Origin of the sequence: Daejeonella sp. (genome assembly GCF_046590655.1) — a bacterium.
Classification (GTDB): domain Bacteria; phylum Bacteroidota; class Bacteroidia; order Sphingobacteriales; family Sphingobacteriaceae; genus Daejeonella.
Genome location: NZ_JBKJUM010000137.1, coordinates 1 through 23,716, shown reverse-complemented (window position 1 = coordinate 23,716; position 23,716 = coordinate 1). Strand labels below are relative to the sequence as shown.

At 41.7% G+C, this 23,716-nt stretch carries 22 protein-coding genes; 13 read left to right on the top strand and 9 right to left on the bottom strand.

Going from position 1 to position 23,716, the window contains the following annotated elements; all coding sequences use genetic code 11:
• From ACLL8Z_RS13015 to ACLL8Z_RS12975, 9 genes are all read left to right on the top strand, one after another.
• Positions 1 to 453: hypothetical protein (locus ACLL8Z_RS13015; RefSeq protein WP_411275218.1), on the top strand; the 453-nt coding region annotated here is incomplete at its 5' end.
• A 245-nt stretch (positions 454 to 698) separates the two neighbouring features.
• Positions 699 to 1,028, top strand: a complete 330-nt coding sequence (locus ACLL8Z_RS13010; RefSeq protein ID WP_411275217.1) for an ArsR/SmtB family transcription factor — start codon at positions 699 to 701, stop codon at positions 1,026 to 1,028.
• 58 nt (positions 1,029 to 1,086) lie between these two features.
• On the top strand, positions 1,087 to 1,932 hold the full coding sequence (locus ACLL8Z_RS13005) for an arsenite methyltransferase (RefSeq protein WP_411275216.1): 846 nt from the start codon (positions 1,087 to 1,089) through the stop codon (positions 1,930 to 1,932).
• Positions 1,933 to 1,942: 10 nt separating this feature from the next.
• Positions 1,943 to 2,359: an arsenate reductase ArsC gene (locus tag ACLL8Z_RS13000; RefSeq protein WP_411275215.1), complete on the top strand. Its 417-nt coding sequence runs from the start codon at positions 1,943 to 1,945 to the stop codon at positions 2,357 to 2,359.
• Positions 2,360 to 2,586: 227 nt separating this feature from the next.
• Positions 2,587 to 3,270, top strand: coding sequence for a GTP cyclohydrolase I FolE (gene folE / locus ACLL8Z_RS12995; RefSeq protein WP_411275214.1), 684 nt, complete (start codon positions 2,587 to 2,589; stop codon positions 3,268 to 3,270).
• Complete coding sequence (locus ACLL8Z_RS12990; protein WP_411275213.1) at positions 3,267 to 3,983, top strand: SDR family NAD(P)-dependent oxidoreductase; 717 nt, start codon at positions 3,267 to 3,269, stop codon at positions 3,981 to 3,983. Before folE ends, ACLL8Z_RS12990 begins: the two co-directional genes overlap by 4 nt.
• A 1-nt stretch (position 3,984) precedes the next feature.
• Positions 3,985 to 4,635, top strand: coding sequence for a flavin reductase family protein (locus tag ACLL8Z_RS12985; RefSeq protein ID WP_411275212.1), 651 nt, complete (start codon positions 3,985 to 3,987; stop codon positions 4,633 to 4,635).
• 214 nt (positions 4,636 to 4,849) lie between these two features.
• Positions 4,850 to 5,959, top strand: coding sequence for an oxygenase MpaB family protein (locus tag ACLL8Z_RS12980; RefSeq protein ID WP_411275211.1), 1,110 nt, complete (start codon positions 4,850 to 4,852; stop codon positions 5,957 to 5,959).
• Positions 5,956 to 6,627 carry a MarR family winged helix-turn-helix transcriptional regulator gene (locus ACLL8Z_RS12975; protein ID WP_411275210.1) on the top strand — a complete coding sequence of 224 codons (672 nt, stop codon included), beginning with the start codon at positions 5,956 to 5,958 and terminating at the stop codon, positions 6,625 to 6,627. Before ACLL8Z_RS12980 ends, ACLL8Z_RS12975 begins: the two co-directional genes overlap by 4 nt.
• A gap of 55 nt (positions 6,628 to 6,682) precedes the next feature.
• Here ACLL8Z_RS12975 and ACLL8Z_RS12970 read toward each other — a convergent pair whose 3' ends face one another.
• On the bottom strand, positions 6,683 to 7,081 hold the full coding sequence (locus ACLL8Z_RS12970; RefSeq protein ID WP_411275209.1) for a DUF2784 domain-containing protein: 399 nt from the start codon (positions 7,079 to 7,081) through the stop codon (positions 6,683 to 6,685).
• Positions 7,082 to 7,328: 247 nt separating this feature from the next.
• Between ACLL8Z_RS12970 and ACLL8Z_RS12965 the strand changes: the two genes are divergently transcribed.
• Entirely contained in the window at positions 7,329 to 9,116 is a 1,788-nt protein-coding gene (locus tag ACLL8Z_RS12965) for a glycoside hydrolase family 9 protein (protein WP_411275208.1), read from the top strand.
• Between the two features lie 33 nt (positions 9,117 to 9,149).
• Here ACLL8Z_RS12965 and ACLL8Z_RS12960 read toward each other — a convergent pair whose 3' ends face one another.
• The 5 genes from ACLL8Z_RS12960 to ACLL8Z_RS12940 form a co-directional block, all read right to left on the bottom strand.
• Positions 9,150 to 10,052, bottom strand: coding sequence for an aldo/keto reductase family oxidoreductase (locus ACLL8Z_RS12960; RefSeq protein WP_411275207.1), 903 nt, complete (start codon positions 10,050 to 10,052; stop codon positions 9,150 to 9,152).
• Positions 10,053 to 10,225: 173 nt separating this feature from the next.
• Positions 10,226 to 11,464 carry a PQQ-dependent sugar dehydrogenase gene (locus ACLL8Z_RS12955; RefSeq protein WP_411275206.1) on the bottom strand — a complete coding sequence of 413 codons (1,239 nt, stop codon included), beginning with the start codon at positions 11,462 to 11,464 and terminating at the stop codon, positions 10,226 to 10,228.
• A 99-nt stretch (positions 11,465 to 11,563) separates the two neighbouring features.
• Entirely contained in the window at positions 11,564 to 12,931 is a 1,368-nt protein-coding gene (locus tag ACLL8Z_RS12950) for a serine/threonine-protein kinase (RefSeq protein ID WP_411275205.1), read from the bottom strand.
• A gap of 88 nt (positions 12,932 to 13,019) precedes the next feature.
• Positions 13,020 to 13,367, bottom strand: a complete 348-nt coding sequence (locus tag ACLL8Z_RS12945) for an aminotransferase class V-fold PLP-dependent enzyme (protein ID WP_411275204.1) — start codon at positions 13,365 to 13,367, stop codon at positions 13,020 to 13,022.
• 21 nt (positions 13,368 to 13,388) lie between these two features.
• The gene (locus tag ACLL8Z_RS12940; RefSeq protein WP_411275203.1) at positions 13,389 to 14,579 is read right to left on the bottom strand and encodes an alanine racemase; all 1,191 of its coding nucleotides are present in this window, start codon (positions 14,577 to 14,579) and stop codon (positions 13,389 to 13,391) included.
• A 171-nt stretch (positions 14,580 to 14,750) separates the two neighbouring features.
• Between ACLL8Z_RS12940 and ACLL8Z_RS12935 the strand changes: the two genes are divergently transcribed.
• Positions 14,751 to 15,872 carry a lactonase family protein gene (locus ACLL8Z_RS12935; protein WP_411275202.1) on the top strand — a complete coding sequence of 374 codons (1,122 nt, stop codon included), beginning with the start codon at positions 14,751 to 14,753 and terminating at the stop codon, positions 15,870 to 15,872.
• Between the two features lie 24 nt (positions 15,873 to 15,896).
• On the top strand, positions 15,897 to 16,655 hold the full coding sequence (locus ACLL8Z_RS12930) for a DUF72 domain-containing protein (protein ID WP_411275201.1): 759 nt from the start codon (positions 15,897 to 15,899) through the stop codon (positions 16,653 to 16,655).
• 76 nt (positions 16,656 to 16,731) lie between these two features.
• On the opposite strand, the gene ACLL8Z_RS12925 is transcribed toward ACLL8Z_RS12930, so the two are convergent.
• Positions 16,732 to 18,327, bottom strand: a complete 1,596-nt coding sequence (locus ACLL8Z_RS12925) for an ATP-dependent DNA ligase (protein WP_411275200.1) — start codon at positions 18,325 to 18,327, stop codon at positions 16,732 to 16,734.
• Positions 18,324 to 19,349: a ligase-associated DNA damage response exonuclease gene (locus ACLL8Z_RS12920; RefSeq protein ID WP_411275199.1), complete on the bottom strand. Its 1,026-nt coding sequence runs from the start codon at positions 19,347 to 19,349 to the stop codon at positions 18,324 to 18,326. Before ACLL8Z_RS12920 ends, ACLL8Z_RS12925 begins: the two co-directional genes overlap by 4 nt.
• 105 nt (positions 19,350 to 19,454) lie before the next feature.
• Between ACLL8Z_RS12920 and lepB the strand changes: the two genes are divergently transcribed.
• On the top strand, positions 19,455 to 20,567 hold the full coding sequence (gene lepB, locus ACLL8Z_RS12915) for a signal peptidase I (protein WP_411275198.1): 1,113 nt from the start codon (positions 19,455 to 19,457) through the stop codon (positions 20,565 to 20,567).
• 31 nt (positions 20,568 to 20,598) lie between these two features.
• Here the strand turns inward: lepB and ACLL8Z_RS12910 are convergent.
• On the bottom strand, positions 20,599 to 23,716 hold a 3,118-nt coding region (locus ACLL8Z_RS12910), incomplete at its 5' end, for a PKD domain-containing protein (RefSeq protein WP_411275197.1).

Below are 23,716 nucleotides of genomic sequence, written 5' to 3'. Positions count from 1 at the left end.
AACAACCTAATCATTTTCCTTTCGATCTTTATTCTAAGCAGTTGCGAAAATGCAGAAACAGAGCGACCCGATTGTTCGGCGGTGCAGTGTGAGTTTGTGTCGATACCCATCAAGATTAAGTACCTCGACAAAGCAACAAATAGCCCACTGTTTTCTCAGGGTTCTCAGTATACCCTCACCGAATTAAAAGTAACAGGCAAATCTAATTCTAATTATAAACCACTAGTTAATTTCGACCCGAACGATCCTTCTGTAATCATAATTAGACCTATTTTCGGCGGTGAAGTTTTGACACTTCGTAACTTTAGTTCTGACAATATCACCATGCACACGAAAGCCAGGAATAACGAATGCTGTTCTCCAATCGATGTAATTTCCCTGAAAATTAATGGCGAGACAATTTGTGCCCCATGCAATAATTTGAATGAAATAATTGCGGTAATTAAAAAGTAATAGTCTCGCGCCTCGTTTGCGGATTTAGACACACACGGCGAGATAGGGCAATCGCTAACTCGCTAAGCGCCTATTCTAACGCAAAGCTATTTCTCAAAATTCTAATGACTTTAAGATTTATTTCGCGGATCCTTTGCGACGATTGCGTGTCTTTATTTATATACAATAACTGTACACCCATCCAATAAAGAAAATAATATAAATTTTGCAAATACGAATATAAATCGTAATATTGCGATGTACTTATGGGACTTACAAGAACAGAGATATTTACCGAAAAGCAGAACGAGTTTGCTACACTGCTGAAAGCAATTGCTCATCCAGCACGAATCGCCATTTTGCAGCAGATTATCTCTGCAAATGCTTGTATTTGCGGCGACCTTGTTGAGGAACTTGGCCTTGCTCAGGCTACAATCTCTCAGCATCTTAAAGAGTTGAAAAATGCCGGCCTCATTCAGGGCACAATTGAGGGGGTAAGCGTTTGTTATTGTATTAATCCCTCCGTTTGGAAGCAGTTAGAAAGCGAGTTAGGAACTTTCTTCTCGACCTATAAAACACAGGCTGACTGCTGTTAAAAAAATTTGAATAGTATTATCGCAATATTACAATAAATTAAAATTAAAACTTAATAAAATGAAAACCGACGAAGAATTAAAGGAATTAGTAAGGCAGAAATACGGAGAAATTGCCTTACAGGATAAGGAGTCCAACCAGGCATCCTGTTGCGGTGCGGGAGGATGCTCCACCGAGGTTTATAATATTATGACTGACGATTATACAAATGTCGCCGGTTATAATGCTGAAGCAGACCTTGGGCTCGGATGCGGTCTGCCTACCCAATTTGCTGGTATTAAAAGCGGCGATACCGTAATTGATCTGGGAAGCGGTGCTGGAAACGATTGTTTTGTGGCCAGATCCGAAACAGGCGAATCAGGTAAGGTGATAGGAATAGATTTTACGCCTGCCATGGTTCATAAGGCAAGGGCAAATGCGGAAACTCTTGGTTTTAATAATGTAGAGTTCAGACAGGGAGATATCGAGAAAATGCCCGTCACTTCAAGTGTCGCAGATGTTATTGTAAGTAACTGTGTGCTAAACCTGGTGCCAAATAAGGGTGGGGTTTTTAAAGAGATTTATCGTGTTCTGAAACCAGGCGGGCATTTTAGTATTTCTGACGTGGTATTGATCGGCGATTTGCCAGAAGCCCTTCGTTCTGCTGCTGAAATGTATGCTGGATGTGTTTCCGGAGCAGTTGCAAAAGATGTATATCTGGACCTGATCAAGAGTAATGGATTTGATAGTATCGAGTTGCAAAAGGAAAAGCAGATCCACATCCCGGCAGACATACTTAAGAATTACCTTGACGATGCCGCCATCGAACGTTTCAATTTCGGAAGCTCCGGCATATTCAGCATCACGGTCTCGGCTCAGAAGCCAGCAGATAAGAAAGAAGCCTGCTGCGGACCTGATTGCTGTTAACGCTAAGAATATGAAGAATATATTGATATTATGTACCGGCAATAGCTGCCGCAGCCAGATTGCCGAAGGCTACCTCCGTTTTTTTGCAAAAGGGAAGGCAAACATTTATAGTGCAGGAATTGAGACGCACGGGGTTAACCCCAAGGCAATCCAGGTGATGTCAGAAGACCATCTCGATATCTCAGCGCATACTTCTAACCATGTTGATGAGTACCTCGATATTCCGTTTGACTTTGTTATAACCGTTTGCGATAACGCCAAGGAAGCATGTCCTTACTTTCCGGGGAATGTTAAACGTTTTCATTACAACTTCCCTGATCCGGCGAAAGCTACAGGCAGCGACGAAAAAGTTATGAAAGAGTTCCGTAAAGTTCGGGATATGATAAAAACCTTTTCAAATGACTTTTTAAAGCAGAATCTATTCTGACAAAGAAGTGTGCACCACATTGTCCCCCGGAATGACCGTCCTAATATATTGACTTTTTTACATTTTTTAGTCCTGTCTTTCATCTTTAGTCATATCAATTTCACGATTCCAATATTATATATAATTTTATACTAGAATTAAAATAAGTAGTATAATTTTATACTATTATTAACTGACCTCGTTGTCAGTTTTGGAATGCGCACCCTAAAATAACTTCGTAATATCTGATGATTGAAAAAACTACAATGGACGGGCAAGGTGATACACAAGATTTATTAGACTTTGAAGATGGACACTACAACGCATCATTTGAAACACCTCTACGGCCTGATGCATTTGAACTCGATGATGATACTAAAATTGACTTGATTGAGAAGCACTTTAAGGGCATCATGCAGGTTCTGGGTATGGATATGGAAGACGACAGTTTGAAAGATACTCCAAAAAGAGTGGCAAAAATGTATGTAAAGGAGATCTTTAGCGGCTTAAATCCCGCGAATAAGCCAAAAGCTACGCTTTTTAAAAATTCTTATCGATTCAAGGAGATGCTTGTTGAGAGAGATATATCTGTTTACAGTAATTGCGAGCATCACTTTGTTCCCATAGTAGGGAAGGCCCATATAGGCTACATAAGTAATGGACAGGTAATAGGATTATCCAAGTTAAATAGAATAGTGCAATACTGTTCCCAACGTCCACAGGTGCAGGAGAGGCTGACCATTCAGATTTCTAACTTTTTGAAAGAAGCACTGGGTACTGAAGATGTGGCCGTTATTATAGATGCAAACCACCATTGTGTATCAAGCAGAGGAATCCGCGATGTGGGCAGCAGCACAATAACAGCAGAGTACAGCGGTAAATTTCTTAATTCCGATACACGAAATGAATTTCTTAAATATATATACAAATGAATTTAGCGGGTAAGAATATACTGGTAGTGGGAGGAAGTTCCGGTATAGGATTGGCACTTGTTCATACGTTGATAAAAAACGGGGCAAAGGTCTATGTAATTTCGAGATCCCGGCCTGGCGATTTCCCGAGCCAAGCGGAGCATTTAAGTTTGGATATAACTGGAAATCTGGACTCAGTACAATTATTTTTGCCCGAAATTCTAGATGGGCTGGTTTACGCTGTAGGAAGTATCAATCTAAAACCATTTGGCAGACTGACTGCGGATGATTTTTTAAATGACTACCGCCTTAATGTTCTAGGAGCAGCGCAAATTATTCAACAATCGGCAAAGCAGCTAAAATCTTCTGCAGGATCATCTATTGTGTTAATTAGCACTGTCGCCGTTAAAATAGGCCTGGCATACCACGCTAGTGTATCTGCTGCAAAAGGAGCCGTTGAAGGGTTAGCTCTGGCGCTGGCTGCAGAGTTTGCCGCTCAACAGATCCGTGTGAATGTTGTTGCACCTTCCTTAACCGATACACCACTAGCGCAAAACCTTCTAAATTCTCCTGAAAAACGAGAAGCGTCGGCGAAAAGACATCCCTTATCCCGCATTGGCCAGCCGCAAGATATCAGCAATTTGATCGCTTTTTTGCTTTCCGAAGAGAGTAGCTGGATAACAGGGCAAGTCATTGGAATTGATGGCGGTTTAGGAAAATTGAAAACGAATTGAGATGACAAACATAAACAGTGAGCAAATTGCTTCAATGGAGAAGTTTTACCGCATAAATCTTATAAATAGTATTGCCGGTTATAAATCACTAAACCTCTTAGGTACCATTAGTGCGGATGGCATTACTAATCTATCTATAGTCAGTTCTGCTTTCCATCTGGGATCAAATCCACCTCTTTTAGGAATTGTAATGCGCCCGGAAAGAGAACATAACGACACACTCAGTAATATCAGGGACACCGGCCATTATAGCTTAAATAATGTTCAGCCCGAATGGTTGTTGCAGGCTCATCAAACCAGCGCAAGCTATCCATCGGGTGTTTCAGAGTTCGATGCGTGCGGATTCACCAAAGAATACGTGCCGGCATTTAAGGCACCTTTTGTACGACAGTCTGCCATCCGTATTGGGCTGGAAGTTAAGGATATGATCGGTATGGAAATAAATGGAACAACAATCGTGATTGGAGAGGTTATCCATATTTTAACAGATAATGAGCTGATTGGTAATGATGGACTTGTGGATCACGAACGGGCTGAAACAATGGTCGTAGCTGGTCTTGATTCTTATTACCTTCCGAAATTTACAGAACGGCTGACGTATGCGAAGCCGGGAATAAATCCGAAAATAAAAAATCAGGAGATACGGGTGTAGGTTAAGGAAAAGAATCTCGCCTAGCGCTATTTTTTAACGCGGAGGTTTGCGTAGAGCTAACTTCGATTAATCATTATATACGTTGTTAACAAACCTTTGCGCACTCTGTGCTGTACCTTGCGGCCTCTACGGTTATTGGCATTATATTGTAGGAGAAAGCTTTATAGTGGTTAAAAAGTGCAATGCAATGAAAAATTTATAGAATAGCCCGGCAATGCCAGAGAAGATAAAATATAGTGACGTTTATTTAGATTCCAGAAGACTGCTTGCTGACCCTGACGCAGATACTTTTGTAGAGGAGGTATTTGCCGACCCTATCAGGAAAAAGAAACTCCAGGAATGGATGATGCTTGAGACAAGCAGCGATGCTCTGGACCAATTAAAGCTGGATTACCCACATGTTTCATTCATTTCAAACTCCGCCGATCTGCCAGACTGGGCTGAGCCTGAATTAATGTGTCAGGGATCTGCATTCTTTGCCAGGCATTCAGAAATGATCATGAGCCTTCTCGGTCTTTTGTCGCTTCCTTATTGCTATACAGCTGCAAAGGGTGCAATGGTGTTGCATTTGACCGAATTGATTCGCAAACAAACCACAAAACGCCTATTTGACACTGCTATATTTATTTGGGAAGTGCTTGCACCGGGTGCTTTTGATGAGAAAGGAAAGGCCTTCGCCGAAATACTAAAAGTTCGTATCATTCATGCTTTCGTGAGGCAATATATCCTTAGTAATGACAAATGGGACCAGGCATGGGGCCTGCCTGTCAATCAGGAAGATATGGCTGGAACAAACCTATCTTTCTCGCTGATTGTGATCAGAGGTTTGCGCAAGCTGGGATATCGCGTTAGCAAGTCAGATGAAGAAGCTTTTTTGCACATATGGGCTGTGATTGGTTTCTTAAGCGGATTGGAGAAAGAACTTATTCCCGAAAATCCAATACAGGCGGAATTGCTTGATGGGCGAATAAAGCACCGGCAGTTTGCAAGTTCAGTTCATGGTAAAGAACTTACTTATTCATTGATCGGGCATATCCTTTCAGTCAATGAAAGTAAGGCTACTGCAAATGATATACGAGGCCTGATGCGTTATCTCCTGGGAGATGAAATCTCCGAACAGCTGGCGATCGATTCACCTGCACTGCCGGCCTATAAGTTGATACTCATTCGCCTTTTGGGGGCGGTAAAAAGCGTCAAACCACCCGGCGACCTGAACAGAAAATATAAACTTGCCTTTTCAGAATTCAAGCTCAGAAACCCGGCCCTTACAACCAACCTGCCTGCCGGCAGGCAACCAACAACCAATAACCAACCTTTAGCATGAAATCTTACCAACTTATTCATCAGCTCGTCAGTCTTTTAGAAAGGTTGGAACAGGAGAATCCGGGTAAGGAGCTAAGTCTTACAGACTTCTCCGGATTTCTGTTGAACCATATCATTGATCAGGAGACCACCAAAATGGGCAGCGATGTTCGGTTTGGCAGCAAAGAAAGTCAGTCGCAAGAGCTTGCGTATCAATTGGACAACAGCATAGGTCGCTTATTTGTGTATATGAGCCGGTACGCAAAGTCTTACATCAGGAAGGCGCTCGATGGTACAGCAATTCATAGCGCGGAGGAGTTCACAGCACTAGCCATTTTATTAACCCATGACCGTCTGACAAAAAGCGAGCTGATCAGCTATAATTTACAGGAGAAAACATCCGGAACCGAGGTGATAAGACGATTGATAGCCGCCGGACTGGTAGATCAGAATGAAAACTTAAATGATAAGCGTAGCAAAAGCGTCATGATTACGCCCTTAGGCAGAGAGATACTTTTCGAAATATTTGTGGATATGAACAGCGTTGGGAAAATTATAACGGGAGATCTGTCCGTTGCAGAAAAGTTGACACTCTATCAGCTCCTTCAAAAGTTGGAGAACTTTCATCTTGATCATTTTAGAAAAAAGACTATTTCGACAAAAGCCGACCTGCTGAATTTTGCGGATTAGCGATACCTGGATCAAATCCATCTTTTCCTCCCCGAAGGGTGAACCTAAAACAAACCTAATTTCTCCGCCCGGACGTATAACGTAAGACCTGTCTACCGGCGGGCAGGCGTATAATAAAACTCACAATAATAACCAGTCCAAAGCTGACTGCTGTAACAGTGTCGATCAAATTGGGACTAATATCCATCCCAGTTAGCTTGTCTGCGAAATACTTAATGAATGAATTGGGCAGATCCCGTTCTCCCAGTTTTTCCTTAATTTGCCACTGCCAATCGGTTAAAGGGCAATAGCCGAAACCAAACCAGAAACCGAGAATAATCCAGGAAAAAATAGTCGCAATAACCAGGTAGAAATGTGTTTTTCGGGTCGATCGCCAGATCCAGCCGAGGAGATTGAATCCGATAATCAGTAAATGCATAAAGGTTAGGAGAAAATCGAGGAAATGGAGGTACATTCAAATTTACGGTTAACAGTTGACACGCGACTTTGCAAATCGACCTGGAGTGACATGATGAAGGTTAGCTAAATAATTCTATTCAGTATAAAGATGACAATTTTGTAATTATTTCCAGTGAACCTTCTAATTCGCTAACTTGTGGCTATGAATACCTCATTAAATTTTAATAGCCTTCCCTTATTATTAGATTTGGCATCTGATTCTGGAGGTTTCAACTAGCAGATTTCCCAATTAATTCATGACTATGAACTCCTTCAACAAAACTACAGGAATAGTTTGTACCGTATTCACGCTCTTAATTTCTATTTCCGCAGCTGCGCAGAATTTGCAGGCAAACATTTCCGATAATATTCGACTAAACCAGCTTGGATTTTATCCAAATGCACCAAAAATCGCAGTGATCACTTCTGGAAGGGGCAAATTTATTATTCAAACAGAAAAAAATGAACTTGTTTATTCCGGTGAACTTAAGGAATCCATTACCCCCGGTTTAAATAATAAAAGGACTTTTATAGCGGATTTCACATCTCTTAATAAGTCCGGCAATTACACCCTGACAGTTGAAGGTCTTGGAAGATCAGTTCCTTTTGAGATTGCCCCATCCGTTCACCGTAATTTGGCCGCGGCATCAGTTAAAGCATTTTATTATCAGCGTGCCTCCATTGCATTGACTGAACAATACGCAGGAAAATGGCATCGGGCTATGGGTCATCCAGATGATAAAATAATGATTCATCCCTCAGGTGCCACCCAAAAGCGTGCTGTAGGTTCGATGATTTCAGCCTCCAAAGGATGGTACGATGCCGGCGATTATAACAAATATATAGTGAATAGCGGGGTTACTATGGGGACTATGCTTTCGCTTTGCGAAGACTTTCCTGATTATGTGAAAAAGCTGAACACCAATATCCCTGAAAGTAAAAATGCTGTGCCTGATGTACTGGACGAACTGGTTTGGAACCTGCGCTGGATGCTTGCGATGCAGGATCCAGATGATGGAGGGGTGTACAATAAGCTGACAAATGCCAATTTTGACGGCATGGTGATGCCTGATGTTCCCAGAACGCCGCGATATGTTGTGCAGAAAGGCACGGCTGCTACGCTTGATTTCGCTGCGGTCACTGCTCAGGCCAGCCGTTTGTTAAAAGCCTATAAGAAAGACCTTCCGGGCTTGTCTGACTCCTGCATTATTGCTTCTAAAAAAGCCTGGGATTGGGCTCGAAAGAATCCAAATATGGCCTATGTACAGAATAGTATGAATGCCAAGTTTGAACCGAAAATAGTGACCGGGGGATATGGGGACAGTAATTTTGCTGACGAATTTTTTTGGGCTGGTAGCGAATTGTATATCACTACAGGGGATATTTCCTATTACAACGCAGTTCTTGCACATCCGGACGAGCGTATGTCATTGCCATCCTGGAACAACGTGAAGCTTTTGGGATATTATTCACTTTTAAGGAATGAAAAACGATTTAAGACTTCTATTCCTGAAGACATTGCCTTAATTCGCGAGCAGCTTATGACTATGACCGATGAAATGATTGCCGGGGTAGATGATCGTGCCTATAGAACAGTAATGGGCAAAACTCCCCGGGATTTTGTTTGGGGCAGCAATTCAGTAGCAGGCAATCAGGGAGTAGCACTTATTCAAACTTATCTGATAAACGCAGATAGAAAATATCTGGATTATGCCCTCGCAAACCTCGATTATTTACTTGGAAGAAATGCAACTGGCTATTCTTATGTTACAGGGTTTGGTTATAAGACACCAATGAATCCACACCATCGCCCTTCTGCAGCAGATGGAATTGCGGAACCTATACCCGGTCTGTTAGCTGGTGGGCCAAATCCGGGAATGCAGGATGGTGTTGCCTTGCCCAGCTCCGTGCCAGATGAGGCGTACATTGATGACGTAGAATCCTATGCGGCAAATGAAATTGCTATTAATTGGAATGCTCCTTTGGTATATCTTTCAAATGCTTTAGAAGCATTACAGGTTAAAGCAGGCTATTCGAAGACAGCCAAATGAGATCTGACATTTCACCTCTCCATTCTCCACATATTAAGATTTGACACTCTGAAACACAGCCGACACATTATAAAGCTCATACCAGTCCTGGTGATCCAAATCTATAGTAAAGCTGTTTGCGATATTTCTGATTCGCTGCTCGTTTGTGGTGCCTATTAATGGTATTGCACCAAGTTTAACAAGCCATGCTACAGCCAGGGCTTCGATATCTGCATTATACTTAGAACTTAGTTCTTCCAGCTTTTCACGTACTTGTGATGCTTGTATTCCGGTGCCGGTAGCTATTTGTCCTTCGGCAAGAGGAGCAGATGCGAGCGCCTGCATATATTTCTGTTTAATATAATCCAGTTGTCCATTATCCAAAGCCTGGGTTTTTAGCAAGTTAAATTCGAAATGATTAGTTACTATCGGCTTTCTTAAATACGAACTTAAAAGCTGATGCTGAAACACAGAGAAATTTGCTATCCCTATGTTCTTGATCTTTCCGGAGTCTGCCAGTTTTTCGAGAGTAAGAGCAGTTTCCTCAAGGTTTGAAATGGGATCAATTCTGTCGAGAAGGAAAATATCGATGTAATCCGTTCTTAATTTTTTCAGTGATGCATCCACACTCTTTGTGATATGTGAAGCAGAGGTATTATAGTGCCTTGTCCTGATCTCAGGGATTTGCTGGTTGGGGACCCGAAGTCCGCACTTGGTGAAAATTACTACATCTTCGCGCTTGAATGCTTTCTCCGCCATCAGATCTCCAAATAATGCCTCACATTGATAAGATCCGTAACTGTCGGCATGATCAAAGGTGTTAATCCCTAATTCCAGGCAAAGGCTGACGATCTTTTTTAATGTGGCGCGGGCATCTTTAACTTCTTCCCATCTGTAAAATCCGTATACAGCAGGTGATACCTTCAAGCCGGTGTCACCCATATATATTTTTTGCATCTCCGTTTATCTTAATTGGGTGTAAGTTAATCAAACAAACATATTTACGCTAAAAATTCTTGGATGGCAATCCCACTTCTATACGGTTGCTACCTAAGCTTTTTCAAGAAACCAATTGCTTGTAAACCAGAACAGCCCTGTTTTACAGGGCTGTTCTGGCGATAAACTTCTTATTATTTTTTCCCTATCCAATATAGACGTCCCTGGTCGGTAACAGCATATAATGCGCCATCATTTCCCTGAATAACCGCCCTAAATCTTTGATTTTCTCCTGAAAGGAGCCTTTCCTCGCCTACGACTTTATTATTTTCAATAACAAGACGTGCGATGTGCATACCGCTCAAAGATCCAACGAACAGATTGTTTTCCCATTCCGGAATACTTGTTCCTTTATAAAATGTCATTCCGCTCGGAGAAATTGATGGATCCCAATAGTAAACGGGTTGTTCAAGACCAGCTTTTTGAGTTAATCCCTCGCTGATAGTTTCACCGGAATACTCTATGCCATAGGTAATAGTTGGCCAGCCATAATTTTTTCCTGGCTGTACAAGATTGATCTCGTCGCCACCGCGGGGACCAAATTCAGCTTCCCAAACGTCTCCGCTTACGGGGTGAATGGCAAGTCCCTGAACATTTCTGTGACCATAGGAATAGATCTCCGGACGTGCTGGATCTATGGTAGGATTACCAGGTGCTGGTTTGCCGTCCGTTGTAAGCCGTATCACTTTACCTAAGCCTGACTTAGGATCCTGAGCCTGTGGACGAGTTTCTTTGTCTGACCGCTCGCCCGTGCTAAGAAGCAAGTTTCCTTTAGTATCGAAAATCACACGTCCTCCATAATGTAATTTTCCGTTGTAAGCGGGGGTAGCCCTGTAAATAACTACAGCATTTTCTATAGCTTTTTCATCTGCAGAAAGCTTTCCCTTAGCCAAACTTGTAAGGTTTCCTCCAGAAACAGGTTCAGCGAAAGCCCAGTAAACCATACGGTTTTGAGCAAATGCAGGGTCTATCGTAACACCTAATAGTCCACCCTGCCCTTTAGTGTCTACTGCGGGAATACCAGTTAATGCAGCGCTGAGCGTGCCGGAAGGACTTGCTATTTTCATAGTGCCGCCTTTTTCTGTTATAAGTAGTTTCCCATCAGGGAGGCTTACAATTCCCCAGGGACTCTTCAGATCTGAGCTTAATATCTTCGACTCGAATGCAGTAGTTGTTTTTACAGCAGAAATTCTGGTTTGACCAGCGAAGGAAGATTTTTTGACTGAATTAGGATCTTTTGTTTCTACGGAAGGAGAAACGGAATCTGTAGAAAGTGAGTCCGTTTGTGTTGACTTAACACCTGTAACATTGTTTCCACAGGCCGACAACAGGAGGGCCGTAGCGGTAATAAAAATGGGCAGTTTTGAATGCATATTGTACGTTTTATGTTTATGATAACTATTTAAGGATCAATAAAACCTTTTTATTGTTTTATTGATTTAAAAATATGAAATTAAATGGTCAAACATCCATTACTTGAATAGAAATTCAAGAAATCTTTTTTTCTTTTTAGGCTTTTCAGTTGTTTGTTGTTCGCTCTTTTTTCTAGCCGAATCTTTAAGTGCGCTTTTCCTTAACTCCTCGCTTTTTATACTGTCGATATTAAGTACCACTGGTGAGGGGAGAGCTTTGGCAACTGATTGGACGACATCCTTATCGCCGGGGGAGATAGAATTAGTATTTTCATCGACCAGGGTTGAACTGCTATGAGCTTTAGTTTTGAAAAACGTATATCCTGCAAACAGCAAAAGGCAGCAAGCTAAAATAAGACTAACAAAAAATAAGGGGGCTGGAATTTTAATTACGGAGCGCTTACCTGCAGCGGAATTCTGGATCTGTTGTTTAAGCGTAACTATTTCCAGGTCTTTTTCCGCTATTAAGTGCTGAAATTCTTTTTCCCGATCAGTTTCGCCCACATGATGTATCTGTGATTGGGAAATACTATTTTGGATTATAAAGTCCTGCATCGCCATACCATTGCTGAACCTATTTTCAGGTAGTTTTTCAAGGCATTTGTGCAGAAGGGTTAACAGCCACTGAGGCACCTGCATTTCGCGATTCAGTTCGTCATCGGTCCAGGAAACGGGTAAATTTTTCTTTCTGATTGCCAGCACATCAGGAATAGCTGTTTCTATATGCGAGATCCTGACATTATTTCGGGCAGTCTCGCCATTATCGGTTAAAGGAAAAGGAACCTGGCCAGCAATTATCTCATATAATACCACGCCAAAACTATAAATATCGGATTCAATCAACATGAGTCCTTCGTATTGTTCTGGCGCCATAAATTCTATAGCCCCAGCCTGGCGTAGACTTGTCCTCCGCTGCTCATCAGACATAATAGCCAGACCGAAATCTAATAGCACGTAATTTCCTGTGAATGCATTGAACTTAATATTGTTGCTTTTTATATCTCCATGCTTCACGTTTACAGAATGGCAATGGGCAAGGGCGTTTGTAAGTTGTTCAGTAACCCTGACAACTTCTTTTAACTTAAAAACCTGGTTGTGAGGAGGTTTCAGTAACTCTTCCAGATCGTGCCCTTCTATATATTCCATTTCAATGAATGGAAAAGATCCGCTATCGGTTAAACCTGAGCTTAATATTTTAACAACATTGGGACTGGGGTTTTCATTCACTTTCCTGAGCTTTTCCACTTCATTCCTGAAATCGCGAAAGTTTTTATTCTCACTATCCTCATTGAGAATGGGAGTAGGTAAAAGTTTAACAGCTGTAATGATCTCACCTGTACGCCTTCCTTTATAAACAGAACCCTGCCCACCTGTACGGAATGCTCCCAGATTTTCTAACCCGTCTGTTATCGTAAATATTTTGCTCATTTAATTGTCGTCAGGGCAAGCGCCAAATAGTATTGATATGTATTGCAAACAATTCCCATACCATTTCCGTGTAAAAGAATATTTCGTACTAAACCGGGATCTCATCGCCCGGTTTAAGATCACAAGCTATTGCCTGTGAAAGTTTGAAGTTTATAGCTGTAGAATTTTCTCCAAAGGCTACTTCATCCCATGCACAGGCAAAAAAATGAGCAAAGGCTTTTCGGGAATTTAATATCATTTCATCGGTTTCAACTGCAGTAGCGAAAATACCACCGCTATTAGCGTTATGATTGATCATGTAGTCAACCATTTTATCAATAACCCGCTGCGGAGTTTGTGTACCTCCAGGGCTGTCGAAATAAATTGCCGGAAAACCGTTTACCTCCCTTGTCAGGGAAGGGAATTGAGATCTAATTCCATTTATATCAAAGTTCATTATATCCATTTAAAGGGATTCTTAATGGAATATTTTATCGTAATCCTCAAGGGTAAAATCGGCAATACGCATATTATTTACACCCAGTGCTCCCAGGATATCGTAGCAGCCACTGATATCGGCCAATACTTTGATATCTACATTCGGACCGATAACCTCAACATAATGGAATTGCTCTAAGACACTTTCAGGTACATCGCTTACATCCACTGTCGTTGCACCGGACGATATTTTGCCTATAATGGGGATCTTGTAGCCGCCGATGAACATATAAACTCCTTTTGGATTTGAGTCAGTTTCGCTGAGTAATCGCAAATATCCGTGCTTGTATCCTATATGAACTAAGGCCAGCCGGGTATCTCTTTTAGTAGTGTAAGCTCCGCCGTATCCAATGGTTTGACCCTGTGCCACTGTCTTTATTTGAGACATCTTCGCATAGATTTCCATGGTATGACGCGCATCCGGTGATATTGGGCTACCTGCGTTTGGCGCACCACCCACCAATCCAACACCTGGCCGGATCATATCAAAATTAAAGACCGTATTATCCAGAAGGATCACGCTGTCTGTACATGCGAAAGAAACCGGTTTTGCTGGAAGTATGGAAAGATAGTTCTTAAGCACATCCAATTGTCTAAAGCAATTCGACGGATCTGATCCTTTAATATCAAAAAAATGGCTGATGTAATATTCGATAGTCAGGTGTGAAGTTAAAAGATCGTAACTGTGGCTTAATTCTTTGACTTCCTCGTCGAGAAAACCCAAACGGTTCATATGCGTGTCGAGGTGTATTATCGCCGAACCGTTTCCATTTTTTGAACAGAAAGTATTCCATCTCTTTAGCTGCTCAATTGCATTCAGGCAGGGAACGATTTTATACTGCTGAAAATATTGCTCTTCATTGTAAAGCAGTCCGCCTAATGCATATATGTGTATATCATCCACAGGAAGCAACTTCCTTAATTCAATGCCTTCACATAATTCTTCGATAAAGAAGTGCCGTGCGCCCGCGTTGTAGAGTGCAGGTGCAACGTCTTTTATCTGCAGTCCGTAGACATCGCCTTTTAGAACGGCCGCACATAAGGTCCCGGTTGCATCTGCTTTAGATTTAAAAAGATTGAAATTATGTACGATCGCGTCGATATCTCTTATTCGGATTATAGCCTTGCTCCCAAATGCTTCGTCAGGAATTAACCTGAAATTCTGTGTCATATTTTATAAAAATAGAAAACGTTATCAAGATAGGAGAAATTTACGTCTCCGGGGGACAGTTAGGTTCAGACCGGGGAAAATTCAATTTTTGAGCAGCAATATGCTTATTCCCGGGGGACTGTTGGCATGAATTTTTAATTTTTATATCTTGGGGTCACAAAAATCTAAATCATGAACATAAGAAAGCTTATTAGTTTATTTACTTTTCTACTTGCATCATCATTTTTGTTTGCTCAGGATGCGAAATATCATTTGTTAATTGGCACATACACCTCGCCGGATAAAAGTGAAGGTATTTATGTATACGATTTTGACACTAGAGACGCCTCCACAACATTCAAATCAAAAGTCGTAGTGGGCAGTCCTTCATATTTCGCTGTAACTAAAGATCGTAAATTTGTTTATACTGTTAGTGAAGACCGAAGCCAAAATATTAACGCCTTATCATTTGATGCTAAAACAGGAGACCTTAAACTTTTAAACAGCGTTCCATCCGGTAGTGGAGGCCCAACTTATATCTCAGTTGATGCCAAAGGCAAATATGTTTTTGCCGGAAACTATGGAGGCGGAACGTTAACCGCTTTGCCGATAAATCCGGACGGAACATTGGGTACCGATATCCAGGATATCAAGCATGAGGGTAAAAGTATAGCTAAAAATAAGCCATTTGTTCACTCCGCTGTAGTTTCTCCGGATAATAAGTATGTAATCACTGCTGACCTGGGTACAGATAAAATGAATGTCTATGCCTTTGATGCGTCGAAAAGACCAAATCCTCTTACTCCAACAGCTCAGGGATTTGTAACTCTTGCACCCGGATCCGGGCCCCGTCATTCTACTTTCCATCCTAATAAAAAATTCTACTATGCAGTTACAGAACTCGATGGAACGGTGAATGCTTTTACATATAAAAAAGGTAAGATCAATTTAATCCAAACAATTAAAATGGCTGACGCCAGCTATACAGGAAAGCCTGATGGAGCCGATATTCATGTGTCGGCGGACGGTAAATTTCTATATGCAACAACGCGTAACGTATTGAACGAGATAGCCATTTATTCAATTGACAAGAAATCTGGAAATTTAACAATTGTGGGCAGACAAGCGATAGGAGGGAAAAGCTCACGTACTTTCGAGATAGATCCATCCGGAAACTGGATGCTGGTAACAAGCCAGGGTACTAATGAAATTATTTTCTTTAAAAGAGATCAGGAAACGGGTTTATTAATGCCGACCGGTCAGAAAATTCAGCACGACAAACCATCGTTCGTGACGTTTGTTAAAATGGACTAGAAGAATAAGATGACTTAGTTGAATATGAGTTTACCAATAAATTTCTATTCAGGTACAAGTGGAATGGCCTTACCCGTATCCAATAAAGCCGGTTATCCACCGGAATTTCAGAATGGCTCACGGCTAGGTTACTATGCGCATTTATTCAATAGCATTGAAATTAACACTTCTTTTTATAAGGTTCCTATGGCCAGAACGGTAGCTAAATGGGCCGCAGAAGTGCCGGATAGTTTTCGTTTCACTTATAAATTATGGCGTGATATTACCCATGTAAAAGATCTGCTATTCAAAGATGACGATGTACATCGATTTATGCAGGTCATCAACACGGCTGTGGATAAGAAAGGTGGTTTGCTGGTCCAGTTTCCTCCCAAACTCGATTTATCAGCTCTCAAGCAAGTGGAAAGGCTTTTAATAAACATTCGCGATGCTAATCGTGATTCTGCATGGGCCGTATTCGTTGAGTTTCGTAAACCGTACTGGTATACGGAAGAGACCCATCAAATGCTCGAAAGCTATAATGCCACCATCGTTTTACACGATAAGGCAGGCTCTCAAATGGACTTTATTGAACAGGAGGGCCCGGATGTATATTTGAGGTTTCACGGGCCCGGTGGGAATTACAGGGGCTCGTATTCTGAAGATTTTTTATACGAATATTCTGAATACATCAAGTCATGGATTGGAGAAGGAAAGACAGTTTACACCTATTTCAACAACACGATGGGGGATGCCGTGAAAAATTTAATGACATTGAATGAATTTGTGCTATCAGATAATTAAAGCTCCTTAAAACTCATCAGAATCTTGTTTATTCCTCCGCTTGCAAAAAATGCAGGTTTCTTTTACAATATTCTAATTAACCAAATTGATTCAATAAGGTCCGGAGATTGTCCAGGGTATCTGCTTCCTTAGCAGTTTTATCCATTCTCCATCTCAAAATTCGTGGAAACCGAACAGCAATTCCTGATTTATGCCGGGTTGAAGCGTTAATTCCTTCGAATCCAATTTCAAATACGAGCTCGGCTTTTACAGTTCTTACAGGACCGAATTTTTCGAGGGTATTTCTTTTTATGAAATAGTCAACCTTTCCAAGTTCTTTATCGGTGAGTCCAGAATAAGCCTTGGCAAACGGCACCAGTTTCTCGCCATCCCACACCGCGAAGGTGTAGTCTGTGTAAAGTTCAGCTCTGCGTCCGCTTCCTTTTTGGGCATATACCAAAACGGCATCAATGCTTAGTGGATCTGTTTTCCATTTCCACCAATCTCCTTTTTTTCGTCCGGCCAGGTATTTTGCCTCCATATGCTTCAGCATAAAGCCTTCAGCCGCAAATTCCCTGGCCCGTAAGTGAAGGTCTTTAAGCTCCTGCCATGTGGTGAATTCTAACAAGGGTGAAAGTTTAAAAATAGCGGGAATGCCTGCTGCATGGACAATGTCTGCAAGGATGTTTCGTCTTATCTGTTGTTCTTCACTTCGGATATCTTTACCTCCAAATTCCATTATATCATAGGCTATAAATACAGCCGGGGCCTCTTCGAGTATTTTTTTCGTAAGATTCTTTCTACCAATGCGGGTTTGTAGCACGTTAAAAGAGAGTGGTTTTGTGTCGCCGAAACAAATTAATTCACCATCAAGAACTGTTCCTTCAGGAAGGTAATTTTTAAGAACTAATAATTCTGGGAATTTGTCTGTGATTAATTCTTCCCCACGCGACCAGATGTAAATTTCACCTTCCCGGTAAATAATCTGCGAGCGGATACCATCCCATTTCCACTCAGCAAACCAGTCCTTATGGTTTCCCAGTCCATCCACTGTACCCTGGATGGCATGCGACAGATAAAATGGGTATGGCTTGGAGAATTCATCTGCAGAATTTTCGGAATGAATAAGATCTTTATAGGTGGTAGTAGTCGGTTCCCAGGATCCCATCAGACGATGCGAGATAATTGCTGGGGTGCTTTCAGCTGTGTCTGCAATGGCCCTTGTTACCAATGTTTGGGAGACCCCTATCCTAAAACTCCCCATCAAAAGTTTGTTGAAAACAAAGATCTCGAACGAAGAAAGTTGCTTCCAGGCATCTAAAATAAATTGTTTCTTTTCATCATCACTTGCGTTCTTAAGATTTGCGAGTGCAGCGAACCATTCAGCTAAGGACTTCTCTTTACTTGTTTCGGTAGGCTGGGGAAGAATGAGTGAAACTGTTTCTGCAAGATCACCTACACTTCCATAACTTTCCCTGAAAAGCCACTGCGGAATTCCTGCTAGTTCAAGGGCCCACTCCTGGACTTGTGACGACTTTATTTTTCGCGCTGGCCTTCTGCCTGTAAATAATGCGAGTGCCCAGATCTTATCGTCATCCGGCGCTGATAAAAAATATCCTTTAAGGAGTTCAACCTTCTCATTTGTTTTATTTGTTCTGTCAAGCTGGAGAAAAAGTTCCGTGAATCGCTTCATACCCCGCTGATTAGTTCCTCTTCTGCAATATCTTCCTCCTGCCCATACATTGTTTTGACCTCCGCAGCTTCAATGCCTTTTTCATTGAGCCATCGTGAATATGTGGCTGTATACCCGTGGGTGACAAACACCTTTTGTGCATTTGTTTCAGCGATTGCGGTTTCGAGATCATTCCAGTCTGCATGGTCCGACAGGACAAAGCCCCGGTCTATAGCCTTTCTGTTTTTCGCTCCTCTAACGGCCATCCAGCCAGAACAATAACCTGTTGAATAGGGCTCAAATTTTTTAATCCAACTAGTGTTTAATACCGAACCGGGAGCCAGGATTAAGGCGCCTTTAAAAAGTTTACGGTCTGTATCACGAGTAATCAATGGAATAAATGGGAGATCGTGCCCAGCGGCCCTGAGTCTTTCATTCATATTGAAGGTTGCTCCATGGGCATAAACAGGGCCATCGAACGGCTGAAGATTTTGGATAAGTCGTTGCATTTTTCCGAGTGAGTAGCCCATCAAAATGCTTGCCTTGTCATTCATTCTATTTTGAAGCCACCACTCGCGAATATCATTCATAACAACATCCTGGTCTGGCCATTTATAGATTGGCAGTCCAAAAGTTGATTCAGTTATGAAAACATCACATTTAACGGGCTCAAAGGGAGTTGAGAACCCATCGTTCTGTAATTTGTAATCGCCACTCGCAACCCAAACCTCGTTTTTATGCTCGACCCTCACTTGCGCAGATCCAAGAATATGCCCGGCAGGATGCAGTGAAAATTTGACCCCATTAACATGGAATTCTTCTCCATATTCCACAGTTTGAAGCGAAATATCTTCTCCCAGGCGAAGACGTAATATGCTTTCTGAGTCTTTATGAGCCAGATAGTGTTTGCATCCAAATTTAGCATGATCACTGTGGGCGTGGGTGATTATAGCACGGTCAACCGGTTTCCATGGATCGATATGTATACCTGCAGGTGAGCAGTAGATACTGGAGGGAGTGAATTTCAATAAAGTGCGTTTCATTTTTCCGTATTGACTAGTACAACACAGGGAAAATTAATCGGTTTGGCAGAAATTGTTTTTGTAACAAAAAATTAGGGTAGGCATCTAATAAAAAAATTGAATTTTATGAAAGTTCCATTTCTGTCCCGCAAAGGGAGCAAAATCGATCAGCCGCCAGCATTAATTGTAAAGAGTAAGTCCAGAGAATGGTTCGATGCAATCATTTTTGCGTTTATCGCCGCGACAATAATCCGGGGTGTCCTTTTTTCTGCATACGCTATTCCTACAGGATCCATGGAGGGAACCTTATTAACCGGAGATCGTTTGTTTGTTAGTAAGATCGCTTATGGACCGAGAATGCCGATTACCCCGGTATCTATTCCATTTATGGAATCAAGGATTGGGGATTCTAAAATTAAGACATATTGGGATGGAATTCAATTACCATACTTCAGGCTTCCCGGCTTTGGGAATGTGAAAAGGGGCGATGTGGTAGTATTTAACTATCCTTCTGATGCAGGGAATGACCCTGTTGATATGCGTGTCCACTATATAAAACGATGCCTGGGAACTCCCGGAGATGTGGTATCAATTATAAACTCTAATGTTTATATCAATAATGTTCTTTTTAAGAATGCTCCCAAAACACAAACATCTTATCTTGTAAAAACCGATGGTAACAGTTTAAATCCTGAGTTATTACAAGATCTGGACATTGAGATCTTCCAGCAAATTAACATGAGTGATTATGTTATGATAATTCCACCCGCCAGCTTCGAAAATTTCCGCAACCGTCAAAATATCAAAACCATTACTGAAATAAGTACTGCCCAAGGAGTATATGACGAGGCGGTCTTTCCCCATAACAGTTTGTATAAATGGAATCAAGATAATTTTGGGCCTTTAATAATCCCCAAAATGGGCTGGACGGTTAAATTAACAGAATCCACTATGGCATTATACAGAACGGCCATTGAGACTTATGAAAACAATAAAGTGGACGTTTCTAATGGGAATATTTTCATTAATGGCAAAAAAGCAGATTCGTATACATTTAAGATGGATTACTATTGGATGATGGGTGACAATCGCCATAATTCTGAGGATTCGCGTTACTGGGGACTTGTTCCTGAAGATCATATCGTGGGTAAATCGATGATAACCTGGTGGAGTGTAGACAGCGATGCACCCTTGTTAAGTAAAGTACGTTGGAGCAGAATATTAAAACCGATTAATTAAGTTCCGGAAAAAAGTAGTGCTCCATTTTGAATCATCTTATTATAGTTACCGATCCATACATTGATTTACGCTCATTTTTTGGATGTATAACATAATAATATGTTCCTGTTGGTAATTCTGATCCATTATTGGTCCCATCCCAGGGAGATATATAATTTACAATTTGGTAAAGCTTAACACCATACCTGTTAAAAATATCGACTGTAGCACCAGGATAATCCTCGAGATATTTTACCTTCCAGGTATCGTTTACCCCATCTCCGTTAGGGGTAAACGTATTGGGTACCTGCGGCATTTTCAAAACCTTGATAAAAATTTTGCTGGAAGCTGTGCAACCTTTGTCGGTTGTAACAGTGAGAGTGTAGGTCACATCGTCTGTGGGGGTAGCTTCCGGAAACAAAATATCGTCTTTGTTTAAATAGGTCGAAGGAGACCATTTATAGGAGACTATATTTCCAGATACCGTAGCTGGCAATTTGATAGTGCGACCATCCAGCACGAGCAGATCGGGCCCGAGGTTGGCAGTGGGAACCGGATTGACTGTGATTGTCTCGGTTTTGGCATCTATACAACCATTATCCGCAACAAATGTATAGGTCAGGGTATGGGTTCCGACTCCGGCAATAGCCTGACTGAAAATTCCGATGGGGCTAACGCCTTTTCCTGTATAGCTTCCAATACCGCTTAGTACTCCATGGATTTCTTTTGCCTGAGTCAGTTGAATTGGCTTAGAATCAGAGCAAATGTCGGGCATAGGATCAAACTGAACTCGCGGGACGGCATGTAAGGTAACTGAAACAATTTCTTCATCGACGCAGGTTAAGCCTGAAAAAGCGAGCATCCTGACTGTAATGGTTTTTGTTGCGGGGCTAAAGAACACAGAATATGTGTTTGTGTATTGTTTCGGTGGATCTCTCCGTTTAGCTGGATTATCGTCGGTAAACTTAGAATTCGGATTGTTTCCGAAATCATAATACCATTCTATTTTCGTAATTTCTCCAAAATCTATACTTGTACGATCCTCAAAAATAACGGGAGCATCGCTGCACAGCTTATCTGGTGTAAGTACATTAAATGCTGCTTTTGGGACACTTCCAGCTACAGTTAAGGTCTTTATTATCGTTGTAGAGCATCCGGTTGAAGAAGTAACAATGAGTTTTACGGTATAATCTCCTGCTCTGGAATATTTGTGCTGAGGGTCTTTATCTGTTGATTTGTTGGGGTTTTGGGCGGTGGCAAGAGTATCTCCGAAATCCCAGGCATATGTAAGCGTGACACCTATACCTGAAATGGTGGACTTATTTTCAAAAGTAGCTGTTCCATTTGTTAAGCAGGATGGTGGCAAAACGAAGTCTGCAAAGGGAACAGCTAGTACCGTAACATCTTTTTCAATGACGTTGACACATGTTCCTCCTGTATAGGCAAGCATTTTCACCTTGTAGGTTTTCGATGCTGGAGATGTAAAGGTAGGGTATTTGTGAGAGTAAACACGAGTGGGGGCGGCGCGAAGTGCAGGTTCATCGTCAATCACCTTTACATTAGGATTATTTACCAGATCATAGATCCATTCAATCTTTGTAACTTCTTCATCCAACTCTACGATAACTTTATCTTCGAATTCAACCAGATTATTGCTGCATAATACAGCAGGATTTTTTACGTTGAAATCGGCCTTCGGAACTCCGCCATTAACGACAAATAATTTAGTTAAGGTTACTTCACAACCGTTAGTCGATTTTACGGTTAACCTGACGGTGTATTTTCCAGCTTTGGTATAGCGATGAGAAGCATCCTTCAATGTGGAGGTTGGCGGGCGCTGGGCATTTGATAGTGGATCCCCAAAATCCCACAGAAATGTTAATTGGGATGCGGTGCCATCTGAAATAGTGGTTTTATTGGTGAATTGCGCGGAACCGTCAGCCAGACAAAAGTCTGGCACGTCAAAATCTATTTTTGGTAACTCATTTACAACAGGATCCATAATGAATACATTACTTGCACATCCCTTGTCTGTCTCCACAATAAGCTTGATTACATACTTACCAAATTTTGCATAAGTATGCGCCGGATTTTGTGCAGAAGAAGTGTTTCCATCACCAAAATCCCAGGTCCATTTTACGATTGCTCCTTCATTGGCAACAGATTTGTCCGTAAATTGTATCGCCTGACCTTCGCACTTCAATGCTGCTACAGTGAAAGATGCGTTCGGTGTTTTGTTGATGTGGATGACAACCGGGGCAACCGGCGAAGAAAAGCAGCCACCTTCGGACTCAACAGTCAAGGTTACCGGAAAATCGCCAGCCGTTTTATAAGAATGTTGAATAGGAGCTGCAGCAGTTTGAGTTACCTTCGTTCCATCTCCAAAATCCCAGTGCCACTTGGTAATTATTGTTGAGTTTGGAGCACTGGAGTTTGTAAAGGTTATTGGGGAAGCAATGCAGGAAGCGACCTTGTCGGCAGTAAATGAAGACTGAGGAACGGTCTGAATATCGAATTCAAGGCCTATTTCGTCGGAAGAACCACAACCGTCATTGGAGGATTTCTCAACAATAACTTTAGTGGAATAACGTTTAGCGGCGGTGAAGTTTACACCATTAAGAATTTCATAAGTATAATTGGTAATACCATTTATTACCTCCGTTTTAATAAGTTTAATGGGTATTTCAGTGGCCGGACTACCATTGTCCAGATCAAGAGTTAATTTTGTGGGTACGTATGGAAGAGTCAATTCGAAATTATATGACTCGTTCAGACAGCCAGTTGTTTTCAGCTGTTTGGATACGGACGAACGGGCTTGCAGACCAGCCGAGACTAAACTCGCTCCGGCAGCGTAACCATATGATTCAGCGTTACCAAATCCATAGGCTATTGCATTAAAACCAATATCTGCCTGAAGATTATGCGTACCGGACACTACATCCAATTGTGCGTAAGAGTAGTTAGCCAAGCCTGCAACCGGCTTAAAACTTGCAACTGGAGCTACCCCATCCAGCTTGAAAGAACCAACCCCGCTCGTCGGAATTACTACGTTAATATAATGTCTCAGAATCAGATTTAGGGGCGTGGAATACATCGTAATCTTAGTCAGCGTCTGTTCGAGTGGATTTAAAAAAATCATTTCCGGATCACCAACATCGCCGGTTAGTGGT

Bases quoted from the DNA above. Each gene is read 5' to 3' on its own strand.
- ACLL8Z_RS13010 (WP_411275217.1), top strand. From the start codon at position 699: ATGGGACTTACAAGAACAGAGATATTTACCGAAAAGCAGAACGAGTTT.
- ACLL8Z_RS13005 (WP_411275216.1), top strand. From the start codon at position 1,087: ATGAAAACCGACGAAGAATTAAAGGAATTAGTAAGGCAGAAATACGGA.
- ACLL8Z_RS13000 (WP_411275215.1), top strand. From the start codon at position 1,943: ATGAAGAATATATTGATATTATGTACCGGCAATAGCTGCCGCAGCCAG.
- folE (WP_411275214.1), top strand. From the start codon at position 2,587: ATGATTGAAAAAACTACAATGGACGGGCAAGGTGATACACAAGATTTA.
- ACLL8Z_RS12990 (WP_411275213.1), top strand. From the start codon at position 3,267: ATGAATTTAGCGGGTAAGAATATACTGGTAGTGGGAGGAAGTTCCGGT.
- ACLL8Z_RS12985 (WP_411275212.1), top strand. From the start codon at position 3,985: ATGACAAACATAAACAGTGAGCAAATTGCTTCAATGGAGAAGTTTTAC.
- ACLL8Z_RS12980 (WP_411275211.1), top strand. From the start codon at position 4,850: ATGCCAGAGAAGATAAAATATAGTGACGTTTATTTAGATTCCAGAAGA.
- ACLL8Z_RS12975 (WP_411275210.1), top strand. From the start codon at position 5,956: ATGAAATCTTACCAACTTATTCATCAGCTCGTCAGTCTTTTAGAAAGG.
- ACLL8Z_RS12970 (WP_411275209.1), bottom strand. From the start codon at position 7,081: ATGTACCTCCATTTCCTCGATTTTCTCCTAACCTTTATGCATTTACTG.
- ACLL8Z_RS12965 (WP_411275208.1), top strand. From the start codon at position 7,329: ATGAACTCCTTCAACAAAACTACAGGAATAGTTTGTACCGTATTCACG.
- ACLL8Z_RS12960 (WP_411275207.1), bottom strand. From the start codon at position 10,052: ATGCAAAAAATATATATGGGTGACACCGGCTTGAAGGTATCACCTGCT.
- ACLL8Z_RS12955 (WP_411275206.1), bottom strand. From the start codon at position 11,464: ATGCATTCAAAACTGCCCATTTTTATTACCGCTACGGCCCTCCTGTTG.
- ACLL8Z_RS12950 (WP_411275205.1), bottom strand. From the start codon at position 12,931: ATGAGCAAAATATTTACGATAACAGACGGGTTAGAAAATCTGGGAGCA.
- ACLL8Z_RS12945 (WP_411275204.1), bottom strand. From the start codon at position 13,367: ATGAACTTTGATATAAATGGAATTAGATCTCAATTCCCTTCCCTGACA.
- ACLL8Z_RS12940 (WP_411275203.1), bottom strand. From the start codon at position 14,579: ATGACACAGAATTTCAGGTTAATTCCTGACGAAGCATTTGGGAGCAAG.
- ACLL8Z_RS12935 (WP_411275202.1), top strand. From the start codon at position 14,751: ATGAACATAAGAAAGCTTATTAGTTTATTTACTTTTCTACTTGCATCA.
- ACLL8Z_RS12930 (WP_411275201.1), top strand. From the start codon at position 15,897: ATGAGTTTACCAATAAATTTCTATTCAGGTACAAGTGGAATGGCCTTA.
- ACLL8Z_RS12925 (WP_411275200.1), bottom strand. From the start codon at position 18,327: ATGAAGCGATTCACGGAACTTTTTCTCCAGCTTGACAGAACAAATAAA.
- ACLL8Z_RS12920 (WP_411275199.1), bottom strand. From the start codon at position 19,349: ATGAAACGCACTTTATTGAAATTCACTCCCTCCAGTATCTACTGCTCA.
- lepB (WP_411275198.1), top strand. From the start codon at position 19,455: ATGAAAGTTCCATTTCTGTCCCGCAAAGGGAGCAAAATCGATCAGCCG.